Genomic DNA, 18,496 nt, shown 5'->3' with positions numbered 1-18,496 from the left:
GTTTCTTGACCGGCGCTCAGTCGCGCACGCGGTATTTTTCGACCTTGGCGAGGTCGACATCGATGCCCATGCCGGGCCCGGACGGCACGACGACCGCGCCGTCTACGACCTGCATCGGTTCGACCAAAAGGTCGTCCTTGTAATAGATGCCGCCAACCTGGCCGTGTTGCGCCTCGGCCGGTGTCGAGATCGGGATGACGCAGGACAACGTCGCTGCCGGCGATGCAGCCGCCACCTGGACGTTGGCGAGGTTGCCGATGCCTGTCTCGATCGAGCCATTGACGTTGCAGATGATGCCGGCGGCGCGGCAGACCGCGCCGACTTCCATCGCCTTGTACAGGCCACCGGCCTTGGTGGTGTAGATCGAGATGATCTGGATGCCGCCATTCTGGATGATCTGGATAGCGTCATGGGCATTCCATGCCGACTCGTCAGCCATGACGGGCGCGTCGATGCGGCGGCCGACTTCGGCGATGCGCTCGATACCCATCACCGGCTGCTCGACATATTTCAGCCGGTACTTTTCCATCTGGCGAACGGTCTGCACCGCCTCTCCAGGCGTCTTGTAGCCTTCATTGGCGTCGACGCAGATTTCCATCGCCTCGCCTGCAGCCTCTCGGACTGCCGCAACCATCTTGACGTCGCGCGCCGGGTCGACGCCGATCTTGACCTTGATCGTCTTGATGCCTTCGGCAGCAAGCTTGGCTGCCTCGACCTTTGCCTCCTCGATCGAGATCAGGCCGATCGAATGGGTGATGGCGACCTTGTCACGCGCCTTGCCGCCGAGCAGCGTATGAACGGGAACGTTCAGCCAGCGGCCTGCGAGGTCATAGGCCGCGAACTCGACTGCCGCCTTGGAATAGGGATAGCCGCGGATGATGGCGTCCATGCGGGCATGGAGCTCGGCGAAATTGCCGAGTTCGAGGCCGATGACGGCAGGCGCCAGGTAGGTTTCGATGACGCTGCGGGTGATCATGGCGGACTCGCCGAAGTAGCGGCCGAACTCACCGCCCCAGTCCTTCAGCGCCGGGGCCTCGCCCCAGCCCACCCGGCCGTCGCTGTCGGTCATCTTGACCATGACATAGCGGCCGATGACCTCGGTCAGGCCGGCCCATTTGTGCTCGCGCCGCGTCGGCAGTTGAACAATGAGCGTTTCGATGGACTTGATCGTTGGCACCGGTCTCTACCTTTTCCTTGTCACCGCAGAGGCATCTCTGTACGATGCGATCATCTAGTGTGATCACACTTTATGATCATATTTTTGGATGTCAAGCGATCCCAGGATCGATTTTTCACCCCGACCGAAACGGCGGTGATGCGTGGTAGGAAGGCAGCGGAGGAAAAGATGATTGTCGAAGCGACCAATTATTTCGCCAGAGAGGATCAGGCGGATGAGGTTCTGAAGCAACGCCGCAAGGCGACAGAGATCAGGCGCCAGCTCGGCCTGGACCCCGGGCGCATCCTTGTGCGGACGGAAGGAAACGGACCTGACATACGCTGGGAATGCGGCTTCGCCTCCAGGGAAGCTTATGACGCCGACCGGGCTGCACGCGCAGCATCGCCCGACTTCGAAGCCGCTCGCAAGCAGATGCACACGCTGCTCGAGCGCTTTGAGCGCCACGTCTACGAAGTGGATGAAAGAGCGACAGGTTCCTGATCTAAGCCTGTGCCAGCAGCTTATTCATCCTTGCCCGCACACGGACAACGCCCTCGGCGATATTGTCGCGCGGGATCGACGAATACCCCATGCGGAAGAAACGGCACGGCCCGTCCGCATCGGGAAAGAACGGCGAGCCGGATTCGATCAGCACGCCGTCCTGCTTGAGTTCGTTCATCAGCAGGTCGGCATCCAGCCCATCAGGCCCCTCGACCCAGAACGACGTGCCGCCAAAGGCTGACGATCCGGCGATGGTGAAGCCTTCGCGCTTCAGCGCTTCGGCCATGACGATGTGCCGCTTGTGGTACTCGCCACGCATGCGGTGCAGCACCGCATCGTGGTGGCCGAGCGCGAGGAAGTAGGCGGCCGTGCGCTGGAGATGGCCGGGCGGGTGACGCAGCATCAGGGCACGCAACGCTCGCGCCTCGCGGATGACCGGTGCCGGCGCTACGAGATAGCCAAGCCGCAGGCCCGGAAAAAGCGATTTGGAAAAGCTGCCGATGTAAAACACGCGGCCGCTGCGATCGAAGGACTTCAGCGCCGGAGACGGCGGCGCGAGAAAGCTCATCTCGAACTCGTAATCGTCCTCGACGATGATGAAGTCCTCGGAGGCTGCGGCGGCCAGGAGTGCTGCGCGGCGTTCGACGGGCATGGTGGCACCCGTCGGCGAGTGGTGGCTCGGCGTGACGAACACCGCGTCGACCTTCTCAGGCAGGACCTCGGGTGGCAGGCCCTCCTTGTCGACGTCGATGGCAGTGACATCGGCCCCGCTCAGCTTGAGCGATGCGCTCATGTCGGGGTGGCAGGGGTTTTCGCACACGGCGTGCGCGCCCTGCCGCAGCAGGAGCTGGGTGACGATCCACAGTGCGTTCTGCGCCCCCACCGTGACGAGAATCTCATCGGGCGTGGCGCGGATACCGCGGCTGGGCAGCGTCCGGGAGCAAATGTAATTGACCAGCTGCACGTCATCGGCAGCGGCAAAGTCGCCGGCCATCAGTTCAAAATCCTCGCGCGCCAGCGCACGCCGGGCACAGTCGCGCCAGGCGCCGAGATCGAACAGCGACGGGTCCATCTGGCCGTAGAGGAAAGGATAAGGATAGCGGCGCCAGTCGAGCGGCTTGCGCATCTGCTTGGCAACGATGAAACTCGACCGCAGTTTCGTTGACCAGTCGATTTCGTCAGCGCCGCCGCCGGACACTGCAGCTTCGAGCACGGTTGTCGGCGGATTGCCGGCAACACGATAGGCGCTTCTGCTGGCGGTTTCGACATAACCCTGCGACGCCAGCTCCTGATAGGCAAGCGTCACCGTGATGCGCGAAATGTTCAGATATTCCGCGAGCTTGCGGGTCGAGGGCAGCTGAGCGCCAGGCTGCAGCCGGCCAGACAGCACCGCCGAGACCACAGTTTCGCGGATCTGCGCCTGCAGGCCGATGCGGCTCGCCCGGTCGAGAAAGAAAATCGTCTCCGAAACTGTCGCCTGTGCCATGGTCCCACGCGGGTTCAATCTGGAGTCATTCAACTTCCAATCTGGATATAAGGCAATTCAAAGGTTCCATTTAACCCTATGTCCAGAACCAAGACCGGCATCAAAGCCGGCAAGTTCCCGGAATAACCGGTGGCTAACAAAACAAGAGGGTAACGATGATACACTTTAAGCATTTCAAGCATTTGGCCGGCGCCGCAACCGTAGCGGCCGGCGTGTTCACCTCCTGCCTCGCCTATGCCGAAACGACTGTCGTTGTCGGCTATCAGCAGATCGTCGGGCCGTTCGTCACGGCCATCGCCGACGGACGTTTCGACGCCGCCGCCAAGGAAGCGGGCTACACCGTCGACTGGCGCCAGTTCAGCTCGGGCGGCGACATCTCGACGGCTCTCGCTTCCGGCAGCGTGCCGATCGGCGTGATCGGCTCGACCGGCACCACCGCCGCCGCCACGCGCGGCGTCAATCTCGAACTTTTCTGGATCCTCGACAATATCGGCAAGTCGGAAGCGCTCGCCGTCCGCAACGGCTCGGGCATCGAAAAGCCCGAGGATCTGAAGGGCAAGAATGTCGGCGTACCGTTCGTGTCAACCTCGCACTTCCATCTTCTTGTCGGTCTCGAGCAGGTGTGGAAGATCGATCCGCGCGAGGTCAACATCCTCAACATGAAGCCGCCGCAGATCATCGCCGCCTGGCAGCGTGGCGACATCGACGCCGCCTATGTCTGGCCGCCGGCACTGACCGAATTGCTCAAGAACGGCAAGACCATCGCCGATTCGGAGACAATCGGTGCTGCCAGCGTACCGACCTTCGACGGCCTTGTCGCCGACAAGAAGTGGGCCGCCGAGAACCCGAAGTTCATGGCCGCCTTCACCAAGGTGCTGGCTGAATCCTACGCCGACTACAACAAGAACAAGGCAAGCTGGACGGCGGACTCGCCTCAGGTGCAGGGCATCGTCAAGCTGATCGGCGGCGACGGCGCAGGTGCTGTCGAAGCGCTCAACCTGCTGTCGTTCCCCAATGCCGACGAACAGGCATCCGAAACATGGCTTGGCGGCGGCGCCGTCAAGGCGCTGAACGAAAGCGCCAAGTTCCTCGTCGCCCAGAAGCAGATCGACAAGGCGCTCGACGACTACGCCCCCTTCGTCAACAGTAGCTACGCCAAGGACGCATCCAAGTAGCATTGGACGTGCCGCCGGCCGGATGCCGGTCGGCGGCATTTTCTCCACCACTCGATTGCATTTTCTTCGAAAGGCTCGACGCGATGGAAACCCTCAACGTCAGCAATGTAAGCCTGACCTATCCAGGCCTCTACTCCGACCAGGCGGTGATCGCGCTCAAGGGCGTGAACCTCGAGGTCAAGAGCGGCGATTTCGTCGTCGCCCTCGGTGCCTCAGGCTGCGGCAAGACTACCCTGCTCAACCTGATGGCCGGCTTCATGACACCAACCGACGGCGATATCACACTAGGCGGACGGCAGGTCGTCGGCCCAGGCGCCGACCGTGGCGTCGTCTTCCAGAAGCACGCGCTGCTGCCCTGGCTGAATGTCATCGACAACACCGAATTCGGGCTCAAGCTGCGCGGCATAGACAAGGCGACCCGGCGCGAGCTGGCGACAAAGAACCTCGCCCTTGTCGGCCTGCAGGATTTTCACCGCCACATGATCTACCACCTGTCCGGCGGCATGCAGCAGCGCGTCGGCATCGCCCGTGCGCTGACCTGCGACCCGGCGATGCTTCTGATGGACGAGCCGATGGCGGCGCTCGACGCGCTCACCCGCGAGACCATCCAGGAACTGCTGCTCAAGGTCTGGCAGCTGACCAACAAGATGTTCTTCTTCATCACTCACAGCGTCGAAGAAGCGCTTTTCCTCGGCTCCCGACTGATCGTCATGTCGCCGCGTCCGGGCCGCATCACCCACACCTATGAGCTCGATTTCAATCGGCGCTTCCTCGAGGAGGGCAACGCACGTGCAATCAAATCCAGCCGCGATTTCATCGACATGCGCGAGCAGATCCTCGGCATCATCTACGGCGACGAGCGCCAGTCCGGCAATCCGGAACTCCTCCATGCTTGAGCGCCTCTCACGAGCCAAGTCCGTTCGCCCGGGCAAGATCTACGGCGCGCCCGGCGACGGCATGAGCGGCCATATCAGCCTGATCACCGCGCTGGTGCTGTTCGGCCTCTGGCTGCTGATCACCGAGATGGGCTGGGTCAAGCCGCTGTTCCTGCCCTCGCCGCTCGCCGTCTGGGACAAGTTCGTCGTCGCCATGACCGATGGCGTTTCCAACTCGACGCTCATCCAGCACACCCTGGCCAGCCTTGGCCGTGTGCTCGGCGCCTTCTTCCTGGCGCTGGTCACAGCAGTTCCAATAGGCATCCTGATGGGGGTCAACCGCACGGTGCGCGGCCTGTTCGACCCGATCATCGAGTTCTACCGGCCACTGCCGCCGCTCGCCTACCTGCCGCTGATCATCATCTGGCTCGGCATCGGTGAATTCCCGAAGGTGTTCCTGATCTATCTCGCCATCTTCGCGCCGATGGCAATCGCCGCCCGTGCCGGCGTCCGCTCGGTGTCGACCGAACAGATCCATGCCGCCTATGCCATGGGTGCCACCCGCGCCCAGGTCATCTCCCAGGTGATCCTGAAGGCCGCCCTGCCCGAGATCTTCACCGGCATGCGCATCGGCATCGGCGTCGGCTGGACCACGCTGGTCGCCGCCGAAATGGTCGCCGCCCACCGCGGTCTCGGTTTCATGGTGCTGAACGCCGCCGAGTACCTCGCCAGCGATACGGTCATCATGGGCATCATCGTCATCGGCATCTTCGCCTTCGCCTTCGACCTCATGCTGCGCTACCTGGAAAAGGCGATGATCCCCTGGAAGGGCAAGATCTGATGCCAAAGGTCACACACCCGGCAACGTCGCCACCCGGCTGACGTCAAACCTGACCGTACCAACAGACAGACCAATCCGCCGGCTTGTCCGGCCACGGCGAAGCCATGCCCAAAGGCTCCGCCGTACAGATACGAGGACCACGACATGTCTCTCACCGCCGACGGCCTGGCTCGCCTCTTCGATGCCTTCAACCGCCACGACATCGACGGCGTCATGCATTTCTTCGCCGGCAACTGTGTCTTCAACGGCGTTGCCGGCCCAGAGGCCTACGGCACCCGCTTCGAAGGTACCGAGGCAATCGCTGCGGCCTTCAGCGCTGTCTGGAAGGCGATGCCAGACGCGCACTGGGCCCATCATGGCCACTTCGTCCATGGCGATCGCGCCGTCTCGGAATGGACGTTCACCGGCACCAACGCCGACGGCAGCCGCATCGAAGCGGAGGGCTGCGATCTGTTCACGCTCGATGACGGCAAGATCGTCCGCAAGCAGGCCTTCCGCAAGAACCGGCCGCTGATCGCGGCTGGTGCCTGAGCGGTCTCGGGAGGACCACGGAATGGAACATCAACTCTTGAGGTCCGCGGCACAACGTCTGCCGTTCGATCCGGGCTATGACCCGGTCCATGCGCCACACCCGGGCGCCGGCAAGGACTATGCGCCGACCTACTGGATCGCCACCGCCGGCCCGCAGCCGGAAGACGATGGCCCCGTCACGCAGGACATCGACGTCGATGTCGCCATCATCGGCTCGGGCTATACCGGCCTATCCTGTGCCATTCATCTGGCCAAGGAGCACGGCATCAAGGCGACGGTGCTGGAAGCAAATGGCGTCGCCTGGGGCTGCAGCACCCGCAATGGCGGCCAGGCGCAGATTTCGGCCGGCCGGCTCAAGCGTTCGCAGTGGATCGAGCGCTGGGGCGTCGACGTCGCCAAGAAAATGCATGTCGAGGTATCCGAAGCCTTCGATCTGTTTCGTGACCTGATCCGTCAGCCCGAGATCGACTGCGAGCCACAGGATGGCGGCCACCTCTACATCGCCCATCGCGACAAGGTGCTGCCGGCGCTGGAAAAGGAAACGCGCCTGCTCAACGACGTCTTCGGCTATCGCGCCCGCATGATCGGCCGCGATGAGGTGCAAAGCGATTTCGTTCGCGACGCCGAAGCCAAGGGCGCGATGTACGAGCCCGACGGCATGGGCATCCATGCCGCCAAGCTCGCCTTCGGCTATCTCAGGCTGGCCCGCAAGCTGGGTGCGAAAGTGCACACCTCAAGCCCGGTCCTCGGCAGCGAAATCAAGGGCGGCGTACATCACCTGCGCACGCCGGGCGGCATCGTCAGGGCGCGCGCAGTCTGTATCGCCACCGCCGGCTACACGTCGCCCGGCCTGCACGAGCTGACGCGCCACCGGCTGATGCCGATCCTGTCCAACTCGATCGTGACGCGGCCGCTGACCGACAGCGAGCGCGAGACGCTGAACTTCCAGACCCGCATCCCGCTCACCGACACGCGCACGCTACGCCATTATTACCGGATGCTGCCCGACGGGCGTGTGCAGATCGGCAGCCGCAGCGCCATCACCGGACAGGACGCAGTCAATGCAAGTCATCTCGACCGTCTGCTCGAAGGGCTCTACCGCAAGTTCCCGATCCTGCGCGGCATCGAGGTAGACTACTCCTGGTGGGGCTGGGTCGACGTCAGCCACGACATGATGCCGCGCATCTTCCGGCCCGATCCCAAGCAGCAGCTGTTCTACGCCATGGGCTATGGCGGCAACGGCGTCATGTACTCGGCCCAGGCCGGCCGCCGCATGGCTCAGATGGTTGCCGGCAAGGGCGGCGAACTCGACCTGCCGATCTTCACCTCTCCGCTGCCCAGTCACGGGTTGCTGACGCCGTTCCGGCGGCTCGGCCAGTGGGGAATGTACCGCTGGTATTACCTCAAGGACGAAATCCTGTAGCCCTCCCAGGCCGCCCTCGACCCGAATTGGAAAGGAACCCAGAAAATGAAAATGACCACCGAAGAAGCATTCGTCAAAGTTCTCCAGATGCACGGCATCGAGCATGCCTTCGGCATCATCGGCTCGGCCATGATGCCGGTGTCGGACCTGTTCCCCAAGGCCGGCATCAAGTTCTGGGACTGTGCGCATGAGACCAATGCCGGCATGATGGCCGACGGCTTCAGTCGCGCCACCGGCACCATGTCGATGGCCATCGGCCAGAACGGCCCAGGTGTGACGGGCTTCATCACCGCGATGAAGACCGCCTACTGGAACCACACGCCGCTGCTCATGGTCACGCCGCAGGCGGCCAACAAGACCATCGGCCAGGGCGGCTTCCAGGAAGTCGACCAGATGGCGATGTTCGAGGAAATGGTCTGCTACCAGGAGGAAGTTCGTGACCCCTCGCGCATTCCCGAAGTGCTGAGCCGTGTCATCGAAAAGGCCTGGCGCGGTTGCGCCCCGGCGCAGATCAACATCCCGCGCGACTTCTGGACCCATGTCATCGACGTCGACCTGCCATCAATCGTGCGTTTCGAGCGCCCGGCCGGTGGCCCGCAGGCGATCACGGAAGCAGCGCGCCTGCTGTCGGAAGCAAAGTTCCCTGTCATCCTGAACGGAGCCGGCGTCGTCATCGGCAACGCCATCAACGAATCCATGGCGTTGGCCGAGCGTCTCGACGCGCCGGTCTGCTGCGGCTACCAGCACAATGACGCCTTCCCCGGCAGCCACCGTCTCGCCGCAGGACCGCTCGGCTACAACGGCTCGAAGGCAGCGATGGAGCTGATCGCCAAGGCAGACGTGGTGCTGGCGCTCGGCACCCGCCTCAACCCGTTCTCGACCTTGCCCGGTTACGGCATCGACTACTGGCCAAAGAATGCCGCGATCATCCAGGTCGATATCAATGCCGATCGCATCGGTCTGACCAAGAAGGTCTCCGTCGGCATCTGCGGCGACGCCAAGCAGGTCGCCCGCCAGATCCTCGAGCAATTGACGCCCTCGGCCGGAAACGAAGGCCGCGAGCAGCGCAAGGCGGCGATCCACCAGAACCGCTCGGCCTGGCTGCAGCAGCTGTCATCGATGGACCACGAAGAGGACGACGTCGGCACCGAGTGGAACGCCACCGCCCGCCTGCGTGAGGCCGACCGCATGTCGCCACGCCAAGCCTGGCGTGCGATTCAGGCCGCCCTGCCTAAGGAAGCGATCATCTCCACCGACATCGGCAACAACTGCGCCATCGGCAACGCCTATCCGAGCTTCGAACAGGGCCGGAAATATCTCGCACCGGGCATGTTCGGCCCTTGCGGCTATGGTTTCCCGTCGATCGTCGGTGCCAAGATCGGCTGCCCCGACGTGCCGGTGGTCGGCTTCGCCGGAGATGGCGCCTTCGGCATCTCGATGAACGAAATGGGCGCGATCGGTCGTGAAGGCTGGCCGGCGATCACCATGGTGATCTTCCGCAACTACCAGTGGGGTGCAGAGAAGCGCAACACGACGCTGTGGTATTCCAACAACTTCGTCGGCACCGAACTCAACCCTAATCTCAGCTACGCCAAGGTGGCCGATGGCTGTGGCCTCAAGGGCGTCGTCGTCGATACCACGGCCAAGCTGACCGAGGCGCTGGCCAAGGCCATCGACGATCAGGCCAAGGGCATCACCACCTTCGTCGAGGTCATCCTCAACCAGGAGCTGGGCGAGCCCTTCCGCCGCGACGCGATGAAGAAGCCAGTGCCGGTGGCTGGCATCGATCGCGCCGACATGCGCCCGCAACAGCGTGCCTGACTGCGCAACAAGACCGCCTGCCCGGTTCGCCGGGCGGGCGGGACGCCAAAGTTTCATGATCCGGGAATGATTGAATGAACACCGCCGCTGCGACACAACGCTTCAATGGCCTGCCTTCGGTGGTGCAGGTCTACTGGCCCGGCCTTGCCGTCACCGCTGCGGTGGCGATCGCGGCACAGTTCCTCTCCGATCATTATGGCGCGCCGGCTATGCTGATGGCGCTGCTGCTCGGCATCGCCTTCCACTTCCTGTCGGAGGAAGGACGCTGCGTCGCCGGCATCGACTTCTGCGCCAAGAAAATTTTGCGCATCGGTGTCGCCCTGCTCGGCATGCGCATCAGCGTCGATTTGCTCATCGGACTCGGCGCCAGCACCATCCTGCTTCTGGTTGCCGCCATCGCCGCGACAATCCTGTTTGGCCTTGGCGCCGCCAAACTTCTCGGCCGCGGCTGGCGCCTTGCCCTCATTACCTCCGGCTCGGTCGCCATCTGCGGCGCCTCAGCCGCCATGGCAATCGCCGCAGTGCTACCCAAGAACGAGTTCTCCGAGCGCAACCTGATCTTCACCGTGCTGTCGGTGACGGTGCTGTCGACTCTCGCCATGATCTTTTACCCGATGATCGCCCAGGCCATCGGCCTCGACGCGCGCGCCACCGGCATCTTCTTCGGCGGCACCATCCACGACGTCGCCCAGGTCGTCGGCGCCGGTTTCTCGGTTTCGCCTGAGGCGGGTGAGACGGCGACGCTGGTCAAGCTCATCCGTGTCACCATGCTGGCACCGGTCGTACTGATCTTCTCACTCGCCACCCGCAATGTCGGCTCCGTCGGCGAGAGCGGCAAGCGCCCGCCGCTGCTGCCCGGCTTCGTCATCGCCTTCCTCATTCTCGCCGCCATCAACTCCTTCGGCTTCATCCCGGAGGCGGTTTCGAAGGTCGGTATGGAGACGTCGCGCTGGGCACTGCTCGCCGGCATCGTCGCTGTCGGCATGAAGACCTCATTGCGCCGCGTGCTCGACGTCGGCGGCGACGCGGTCGCCCTCATCGTCGCCGAGACCATCTTCATCGGCCTCTTCATCCTCGCTGGCATCTATTATCTGGGGCACGCCTGATGAAACCGCTGGAACGCATTCTCGCAACTGCAAGACAGGCGCCCAAGCATATCGTTCTCCCCGAGGGCGAAGATCCGCGCATCGTCGAGGCCGCGATCCGGGCCAGGCGTGAAGGCATCGCCGAGATCACGCTGATCGGCAATCACGGCGTCATCACGCAGGCCCTCGCGGTGTCAGGAGCAAGCCAGCTGGATTGCCACATCGAGGACCCCGCTTCCTCCCCACTGGCAGCGCGCCTCGCCCGTGCCTACTTCGAACTCCGCAAAGCCAAGGGCGTCGATGAGGCTGCCGCGGCAGAGGCGCTGCGCTCGCCGCTCGTCTTTGCCGCCATGATGGTGCGCGAGGGTGAAGCCGACGGCACGGTTGGCGGCGCCGTCGCCACCACTGCCGACACCGTGCGGGCAGCCCTGCAAACCATCGGCCGCGCCCCCGGCATCGGGCTGGTCTCGAGCTTTTTCCTGATGATGCTGTGCCAGCCCCATCACGCCAAGAAGGGCGCTTTCGTCTTTGCCGACTGCGGCCTGGTGGTCGATCCCGATGCCGCCGGCCTCGCCGACATCGCCCGCATGTCCGCCCGCTCCTACCAGGTGCTCGCCGGCGCACCGGCCAAGGTCGCAATGTTGTCGTTCTCGACCAATGGCAGTGCTGCCCACGAGCGCGTCTCGAAGGTGGTCGAGGCAACCCGCCTCGCGCATGCCGCCGATCCCCAACTCGTCATCGACGGCGAGTTGCAGTTCGATACCGCTTTCGTCGAAGCCGTCAGCGCCTCCAAGGCGCCCAACTCGGCGCTGCATGGCGAAGCCAACGTCTTCGTCTTCCCGAATCTCGACGCCGCCAACATCGGCTACAAGATCGCTCAGCGCATCGGCGGCGCCGACGCTATAGGCCCGATCCTCCAAGGCCTGGCCAAGCCGGCAAACGACCTCTCCCGCGGCTGCACCGCAGAGGACGCGTTTCACATGATCGCAGTAACCGTGGTGCAGGCGCAGGCTCGGTAAGGTGAGGCTCCAAGCCGGCCATGTTGCAAGTCAGTCTTCCCCACCCTGCGGATAAGAGATGATCGACAGGAACCTTATCGGCAGCTTTGTCAGCTGTTCGGGGCCGTGCGGGGTGTCGGCTTCAAAGAACAGGCTGTCGCCGGGGGCCATGTGGTAGAGTGTCGAGCCGTGGCGATAAGTGATCTCGCCTTCAAGCAGGTACAGAAACTCCATGCCCGCATGCTGGAACAGCGGGAAGACGTCGGTGTGGCTGGTCAGGGTGATGAGGTAAGGCTCGACTGAGACCGCGCTTGACGCGGAGCCGATGTAGCCGAGCAGGTTGTAGTGATGACCGGCGCGGGTGCCACGCCGCTCGACCTCGAGCCCGGTTCCGGCCCGGACGAAGACCGCGCTGCGCTCGTCCTCAAAGCTTCTGAGCAGCGCGGTCATCGGCACGCCAAGCGCCTGGGACAAGGCTTGCAGCGTGGTCAGCGACGCCGAAATGACGCCGTTTTCGATCTTCGACATCATGCCGACCGAGATGTTTGCAGCACCGGCAAGCTCGGTTGCCGTCATGCCGTGACGTTTGCGGCAGGCCCGCACCTCTCTGCCGATTGCCGCCTGCAGCTCGTTCTCCCCGGGGACACGCACGGCGTGCGGGTCCTGTTGCAACGAAACCTGCGTGGTTTTCCTGTTCATGCAAGGCCCGGTCCTTGGAGGTAACCCCGTGGGGCGGGTCTGATGTAGGGGAACTGTCGCATTCATCCTGGCACCTCCGTCGGTCATTGTTTGCCGCTAGGCTGCCCCGGCAGCAAAACGCCCTGTCAAACGAGGCCGGTCACCACTCCGATGCCGGTGACCGCTGCCAGCATGCCGAGCGAACGAACGACAACTGCCCCGCGTGCGCCAGCCTTGCCCTCGAGAGCCAGACCGAAGCCAAGTCCGGCTGCGTGCAACATCGCTGTCGCCAGCACGAAGCCTGCGCCATAGGCCAGGCCGCTGGCGCTCTCTGGCATCTCGGCGCCATGGGCGTAACCGTGGAAGACGGCAAAGAAGCCGACCAGCGCCATGGCGGCCGCTACTCCGGCGCGCAAGTTGAAGGCGACAACACCTCCGAGAACGACAATCGACAAACCAATGCCGAGTTCGACGAACGGCACGGCAACACCAGCAAGGCCAAGTGCGCCACCTAGAACCATCACCGACACGAAGCTTGCCGGGACGAGCCAGCGGGACCGCCCGCCAAGCTGAGCGGCGAACAGGCCAACCATCACCATGGCGAGCACATGATCGAGCCCACCGAGCGGATGGGCAAAGCCGTGGGTGAAGCCTTCGACATGGCCGATGCCGGTGTGGGCGCTGGCGAAACTGGGCGCCAGTGCGAAGGCGGCCAGTGCCGCTGTCCTTGCGAAAAATCTGGAGTTCATTGTCTTGTTCCTTTCATCGAAGATAGCAAGATATCGGTCCGTCATTTGCGTCGCGGCACGGGTTGCTGGCCGAAGGCTGCTGCAACGGCGAGCACGAACAGGCTTTCGGCAATGCCGCGTGCGGCGATCGCATCCGCTGCCAGGCACCGCACGCCCCAGCCTGCTCCGTTAGGGAGCGTCGTGATGCCGGCAAGCTGACGCTCCGGCCGGCCGAGTGTGGCAAGCTCGTCGACCGTGGGAAGCCGATCGGGCGCACCCAGGAGCATGAAGTTTGTCACGACCTTCCAGCCGCCGATGGGCGAAGCCGGGCCTGCGAGATCCACTCCTGCGACGTGTAGATTGTCGCGCACGAGCAGCCGCCCGTCGGCGTCGCGAATGTCGACCTTCGCCTCCAGCCGCTCGAATGGACGGCCCCGTCCTTCGGGATCGTGCAAAGCGAAGGCGTCGGACAACAGCAGCACCGCCCCCGACGCAAGCCTGGCCTGGGTGACGCTGGCACAGGCGGCGCCGGGAAACAGCACCAGCGGATCGGGCGTCAACGCCAGGAAAGCTCCCTCCTCCAGGACGATCTCGGTCATCTGACGGGCCGGCTGGCCATGACAGTCGTGAACGACAGTGGCAGCCTGTGTAGTGACATGGCCGGCAGCACCTGCCCCGATGTCGAGTCGGGTCGAAAGCCTGTCATCGCGATAGAGCCCGCCCGAAGACGACTGCTGGTAGACCGTGAGCAGCGATGGGATGGCAGCATCGAGCGCAAACGGCCGCGTCATGTGGAAAGGATAGGAGACGTACTGGCGTCCGATATGCGTGCGCGCGCCGTGGCGTGCCAGCGCAAGCTCGAAGCGGCCACTTCGTGCCACGGCCTGGCGCGGTGGCGCCGACAGCCGGGATATAGGTGGTTGGGGCCAATGGCTCGTCATCTGAACAACACGTCCGAGACGATGCGGTCGGCAATCGCGTCGATCCCATCATTGCTGCGGCAATTGGTGAGCGCCATCGGCCGGCCCGCCCGCGCAGTGGCGGACTGCGCGGCCATCGCCGCAAGGTCGACACCGACGTAAGGGGCGAGATCGGTCTTGTTGACGACCAGCAGGTCGCATTTGAGGACGCCGGGACCGTTCTTGCGCGGAATGTCGTCGCCGCCGGCAACGTCGATGACGAACATCCACCAGTCGACGAGGTCGAGCGAGAAGGTCGAGGCGAGGTTGTCACCGCCGCTCTCGATCAGGATCAGCTCGACATCCGGAAACAAGGCTTCCAGATCATCGGCGGCGGCGATGTTGAGGGTAGGGTCCTCACGGATGACAGTGTGCGGGCAGGCGCCCGCCTCGACCGCCGCCACACGCGCCGGGTCGATCAGGCCGGAGCGCCGGATACGCTCGGCATCCTCGGCGGTGACAAGGTCGTTGGTGACGATCGCAAGCGACACGCCGCGCGCCGCGAAAGCCGGGATCAGCCGTTCGATAAGCGCGGTCTTGCCTGAACCGACGGGACCGCCAATGCCGATGCGGGCGGCTCCGACACGCGACTGTGCAGGCGAATGAAAAGACGTCCTGGTGTCCATGATGTCACCTCAGCATGTAGCGTTGGGTCAGCGGCAGTTCATAAGCCGGCTCGCAGGTGGCCAGTTCGCCATCGACGAAAACGTCGAAGGTCTGCGGATCGACGCGGATATTGGGGCAGGCGTCGTTGTGCAGCATGTCCTTTTTCGACAAGGCGCGATTGCCGCGCGAGGGCAGCAAGGCCTTTTTCAGGTCGAGCGTCGCGGCAAGGCCCCTGTCGATGGCGAGCGGATTGACGAAGCAGGCCGACAGTGCCTGCTTGGCGCGGCCGAAGGCGCCCCATTGCGGCCGCAGGAGCAGCGGCTCGCAGGTCATCAGCGAGGCAGCGCTGTCGCCCATGGCGCCCCAGGCGATGAAGCCACCCTTGATGACGAGTTCCGGTTTGATGCCGAAGAAGGCCGGCCGCCAGATCACGATGTCGGCCATCTTGCCGTCTTCGAGCGAACCGACATGCTCCGCGATGCCGAAGGTGCGCGCTGCATTGATGGTGTATTTGGCGACGTAGCGCTTGATGCGTTCATTGTCGCCGAAGCGCGTGGTCTCTTCGGACAGGCGGCCGCGCTGCTTCTTCATCTTGTCGGCGAGTTGCCAGGTGCGGCAGATCACCTCGTTGATGCGGCCCATGCCCTGGCTGTCGGAGCCGAGCATCGAGATCGCGCCAATGTCGTGCAGGATGTCCTCGGCGGCGATGGTCTGGGCGCGGATGCGGCTTTCGGCGAAGGCGACATCCTCTGGTATGGCCGGGTTGAGGTGGTGGCACACCATCGTCATGTCGAGATGTTCGTCGAAGGTATTGATCGTGTAGGGATTGGTCGGGTTGGTCGAGGACGGCAGGCACCACGGCACACCGGCGACGCTGATGATATCAGGCGCATGGCCGCCGCCGGCACCTTCTGTGTGGTACATGTGAATGGTGCGGCCGTTGATGGCGGCGAGCGTATCCTCGAGGAAGCCGGACTCGTTCAAGGTGTCGGTATGAATCTGGACCGGGAAGTCGAGCTCGTCGGCCACCGTCAGGCAGGTGTCGATCGAGGCCGGCATGGTACCCCAGTCCTCATGCAGCTTGAGGCCGAGGCAGCCGGTCTCGATCTGCTCGATCAGCGATGCCGGCCGGTGCGAGTTGCCGCGACCGAGGAAGCCGAAATTGATCGGCCAGTGCTCGGCCGCCTGCAGCATCTTGCCGACATTGAACGGGCCACCGCAGTCGATCCCGACGGTGATTGGGCCGAGAGAGCCACCGAGCATGGTCGTGATGCCGGAGGCGATCGCGTGGTCGCAGAGCTGGGCACTGTCGAAATGGACATGGACGTCGAGCGCACCGGCCGTGGCGATAAGGCCTTCGCAGTCCCGCACCGTGGTCGCCGCCGAGACGATGAGCCGCGGGTCGACGCCGTCCATGGTGGCCGGATTGCCGGCCTTGCCGATGCCGACGATCTTGCCGTCGCGAATGCCGAGATCACCCTTGACGATGCCGACGACGGCATCGATCACCGTCACGTTGCACAACAGGAAGTCGAGCGCGCCCTCGGCGCTGGTAACGCCGGCGGCGAGGCCGGCACCATCCCGCAGTGTCTTGCCGCCGCCATGCAGGCACTCGTCGCCATAGACGGCGAAGTCCTTTTCAACGACGGCGACGAGCGAGGTGTCGCCGAGACGGAAGCCGTCACCGGTGGTCGGGCCGTACATTGCCGCATAGTCGCGGCGTGACAAGGTTGCCATGATCGTTCCTCCCCTCAGGCGCCGCGAAAGCCGCGGGCGCGGGCGTTAGCAAGGGCAGCGGCCTTCACCGCTGCATCGTCGGCCTGGCCGTTCGACAGCCCGTTGAGGCCCGAAAGCAGCTGCTGCCCACCGAATGTGGTGAGCGGAACATCCTTCTCCTGTCCCGGCTCGAAGCGCACGGCGGTGCCGGCAGCGATGTCGAGGCGCATGCCGAAGGCCGCCGCACGGTCGAAGTCGAGCGCCTTGTTGACCTCGAAGAAGTGGTAGTGGCTGCCGATCTGCACCGGGCGGTCACCGGTGTTGACGACCTTGAGCGTCAGCTTGCGGCGGCCGGCATTCAGCTCGATCTCGCCTTCCTCGGTAATGATCGCCCCGGGTTCGACATCGTCGGCAACAGCACCTGCGGCCGGGCGCAGCGGCTCATGCACGGTGACCAGCTTGGTGCCGTCGCGGAACGTCGCCTCGATCTGCAGCATCGGCAGCATCGCGGCCACGCCTGGCATGACATCGGCCTGGGTCAGGATGGCGGAGCCGAACGACATCATCTCGGCAACCGACCGACCTTCTCTCGCGCCTTCGAGTATCTCGTCGGAAATGATGGCAACGGCCTCGGGATAATTGAGCAGCAAACCTTTGGCCCGGCGTTTGCGTGCCAGCTCGGCCGCCGTATAGATGGTCAGTCGTTCAAGTTCGGTCGGCGTCAGCAGCATTGTGTGCACTCCTCAATTCGAAAACAGGCGCTGGCCCGAAGCGCCGTGCATAGCGACCGCGATCTCACAGAGCGGCGTGAACGAACGCAGCGCTTGATCGTCGGCAACGGGCCTGCTGGCTGCCGCTTCGATCTCAGGCAGCGCCCGGGCAATCGACGCCTGCGCGTCGATGGCGCCGATCGAGCCGAGCCGCACAGCGGCCGTCGCCAGCGAGGCGACCATCTGATAGCCGCCGATCGCAACGGCCGTCGCCTCATCGAGGCCGATCGCCTGCCACACCAGACCCTGGACGACTGCCAAGTGGCCGGAGGCCCGACCATTGCGAACCATCGCGCGGTAAGCTGCTGCTCCCTTGGTTCCCAAGCGCCCATGGGTGGTCAGGAGAGCCGTGCCGTTGCGGCGCGAGCCCGACCGCAGCCCCTCCACGAAAGTCGACGCCTCGACCTCACGGTCCAGCTCTGCCAGCGCCTCAAGATCTCCGGCAAATCGAAAAGACCGGACCAGCGCGACACGATCCGCATCGGCCCAGCGATGTCGGATCTGGGTGTCGACAAAACCGGCGAAGTCGAAAGCTCCCAGTTTCCCGGCAAGCGAGGACGACGCCTCGAGCCCTTGGGAAAAGGCAAATCCACCTGAAGGAAATTGCCCGTCGGCATGCTGCAGGGCAACGAGCAGATTTGCCGCCGAAAAGCTCATTCGGACACCTCGCTCATCGCGACGCGACCGCCCGAGATGAGCGGATCGATGCGCGCGGCATAGGCCGACGCAGGTCCGTCCTGGGCGACCAGCAGATCCTCGCCGTCGAAGCGGACACGCCAGTGCAGATTGCCGGCGTGATAGCCGAGCTCCAGTGCGTCGCTGGCCGAGCGCGGGCTGAACCTCAGCCAGCGCTGCTCGCCGGCGCGAACGATCACCGCGCGATGATCATCGAGCACCAGCACCGCGCCGTCATGCAGTTTCTGGTCCCGCGGTAAGGTGATCGCCACTTCCTCACCCTTGTCGGTCTTCGCCATCAGCCGCCGACGGTCGAGATCGCCGACGGCCACCGTCACGAATTCCACGGCATGGTGATGCTCGAGATGATGAATCGCTTCATGCAGACCGGGATCGTTTCGGCTCCCGACAACGCTCTCAACTCGAAGCATCTCGACATTCCTTTCTGCGCTTTACGTTCGGGTCTTTTGGC

Annotated in this window: 19 protein-coding genes; 9 read left to right on the top strand and 10 right to left on the bottom strand. The window is 64.0% G+C overall.

Translation table 11 applies throughout. The features are described 5' to 3' along the window. Window positions 1-16: 16 nt before the first annotated feature. Window positions 17-1,177, bottom strand: a complete 1,161-nt coding sequence (locus DY201_RS27775; protein WP_115734567.1) for a mandelate racemase/muconate lactonizing enzyme family protein — start codon at window positions 1,175-1,177, stop codon at window positions 17-19. A 168-nt stretch (window positions 1,178-1,345) separates the two neighbouring features. On the opposite strand from DY201_RS27775, the gene DY201_RS27770 reads away from it, so the two are divergent. Then, a complete protein-coding gene (locus tag DY201_RS27770; protein ID WP_245432195.1) occupies window positions 1,346-1,657 on the top strand; it encodes a hypothetical protein in 312 nt (103 codons plus the stop codon). A gap of 1 nt (window position 1,658) precedes the next feature. Here DY201_RS27770 and pdxR read toward each other — a convergent pair whose 3' ends face one another. After that, entirely contained in the window at window positions 1,659-3,143 is a 1,485-nt protein-coding gene (gene pdxR, locus DY201_RS27765) for a MocR-like pyridoxine biosynthesis transcription factor PdxR (RefSeq protein ID WP_115734566.1), read from the bottom strand. Between the two features lie 155 nt (window positions 3,144-3,298). Between pdxR and tauA the strand changes: the two genes are divergently transcribed. From tauA to pta, 8 genes are all read left to right on the top strand, one after another. Continuing rightward, window positions 3,299-4,318, top strand: coding sequence for a taurine ABC transporter substrate-binding protein (gene tauA / locus DY201_RS27760; protein ID WP_115734565.1), 1,020 nt, complete (start codon window positions 3,299-3,301; stop codon window positions 4,316-4,318). An 83-nt stretch (window positions 4,319-4,401) separates the two neighbouring features. Next, window positions 4,402-5,214, top strand: coding sequence for a taurine ABC transporter ATP-binding protein (locus tag DY201_RS27755; protein WP_115734564.1), 813 nt, complete (start codon window positions 4,402-4,404; stop codon window positions 5,212-5,214). After that, window positions 5,207-6,034: an ABC transporter permease subunit gene (locus DY201_RS27750; RefSeq protein WP_115734563.1), complete on the top strand. Its 828-nt coding sequence runs from the start codon at window positions 5,207-5,209 to the stop codon at window positions 6,032-6,034. The genes DY201_RS27755 and DY201_RS27750 overlap by 8 nt, the downstream gene beginning before the upstream one ends. 144 nt (window positions 6,035-6,178) lie before the next feature. Then, entirely contained in the window at window positions 6,179-6,565 is a 387-nt protein-coding gene (locus DY201_RS27745) for a nuclear transport factor 2 family protein (protein WP_115734562.1), read from the top strand. Between the two features lie 22 nt (window positions 6,566-6,587). Further along, a complete protein-coding gene (locus DY201_RS27740; RefSeq protein ID WP_115734561.1) occupies window positions 6,588-7,988 on the top strand; it encodes an NAD(P)/FAD-dependent oxidoreductase in 1,401 nt (466 codons plus the stop codon). Window positions 7,989-8,033: 45 nt separating this feature from the next. Continuing rightward, window positions 8,034-9,809 carry a sulfoacetaldehyde acetyltransferase gene (gene xsc, locus DY201_RS27735; RefSeq protein ID WP_115734560.1) on the top strand — a complete coding sequence of 592 codons (1,776 nt, stop codon included), beginning with the start codon at window positions 8,034-8,036 and terminating at the stop codon, window positions 9,807-9,809. Window positions 9,810-9,883: 74 nt separating this feature from the next. Further along, on the top strand, window positions 9,884-10,915 hold the full coding sequence (locus DY201_RS27730; protein WP_115734559.1) for a YeiH family protein: 1,032 nt from the start codon (window positions 9,884-9,886) through the stop codon (window positions 10,913-10,915). Then, window positions 10,915-11,913 (top strand): phosphate acetyltransferase, encoded by a 999-nt coding sequence (pta, locus tag DY201_RS27725; protein WP_115734558.1) that lies wholly within the window; start codon window positions 10,915-10,917, stop codon window positions 11,911-11,913. Before DY201_RS27730 ends, pta begins: the two co-directional genes overlap by 1 nt. A 30-nt stretch (window positions 11,914-11,943) precedes the next feature. Here the strand turns inward: pta and DY201_RS27720 are convergent, their stop codons facing one another. The 8 genes from DY201_RS27720 to ureE form a co-directional block, all read right to left on the bottom strand. After that, window positions 11,944-12,591 (bottom strand): helix-turn-helix domain-containing protein, encoded by a 648-nt coding sequence (locus DY201_RS27720; RefSeq protein ID WP_245432194.1) that lies wholly within the window; start codon window positions 12,589-12,591, stop codon window positions 11,944-11,946. A 125-nt stretch (window positions 12,592-12,716) separates the two neighbouring features. Further along, window positions 12,717-13,319: a HupE/UreJ family protein gene (locus DY201_RS27715; protein ID WP_115734701.1), complete on the bottom strand. Its 603-nt coding sequence runs from the start codon at window positions 13,317-13,319 to the stop codon at window positions 12,717-12,719. A 41-nt stretch (window positions 13,320-13,360) separates the two neighbouring features. Next, window positions 13,361-14,179, bottom strand: a complete 819-nt coding sequence (locus tag DY201_RS27710; protein ID WP_165916116.1) for an urease accessory protein UreD — start codon at window positions 14,177-14,179, stop codon at window positions 13,361-13,363. Between the two features lie 56 nt (window positions 14,180-14,235). Next, window positions 14,236-14,883: an urease accessory protein UreG gene (gene ureG, locus DY201_RS27705; protein ID WP_115734555.1), complete on the bottom strand. Its 648-nt coding sequence runs from the start codon at window positions 14,881-14,883 to the stop codon at window positions 14,236-14,238. 4 nt (window positions 14,884-14,887) lie between these two features. Further along, window positions 14,888-16,600 carry an urease subunit alpha gene (ureC, locus tag DY201_RS27700; RefSeq protein ID WP_115734554.1) on the bottom strand — a complete coding sequence of 571 codons (1,713 nt, stop codon included), beginning with the start codon at window positions 16,598-16,600 and terminating at the stop codon, window positions 14,888-14,890. A 14-nt stretch (window positions 16,601-16,614) separates the two neighbouring features. Further along, entirely contained in the window at window positions 16,615-17,310 is a 696-nt protein-coding gene (locus DY201_RS27695) for an urease subunit beta (RefSeq protein ID WP_115734553.1), read from the bottom strand. Between the two features lie 12 nt (window positions 17,311-17,322). Then, entirely contained in the window at window positions 17,323-18,006 is a 684-nt protein-coding gene (locus DY201_RS27690) for an urease accessory protein UreF (protein ID WP_115734552.1), read from the bottom strand. After that, the gene (gene ureE / locus DY201_RS27685; RefSeq protein ID WP_115734551.1) at window positions 18,003-18,455 is read right to left on the bottom strand and encodes an urease accessory protein UreE; all 453 of its coding nucleotides are present in this window, start codon (window positions 18,453-18,455) and stop codon (window positions 18,003-18,005) included. The genes DY201_RS27690 and ureE overlap by 4 nt, the downstream gene beginning before the upstream one ends. Between the last annotated feature and the right edge of the window lie 41 nt (window positions 18,456-18,496).

This window comes from Aminobacter aminovorans (assembly GCF_900445235.1).
GTDB classification, from domain to species: Bacteria; Pseudomonadota; Alphaproteobacteria; order Rhizobiales; family Rhizobiaceae; genus Aminobacter; species Aminobacter aminovorans.
The sequence above is the reverse complement of the archived record's forward strand: the minus strand, read 5'-3'. Positions and strand labels throughout refer to the sequence as shown.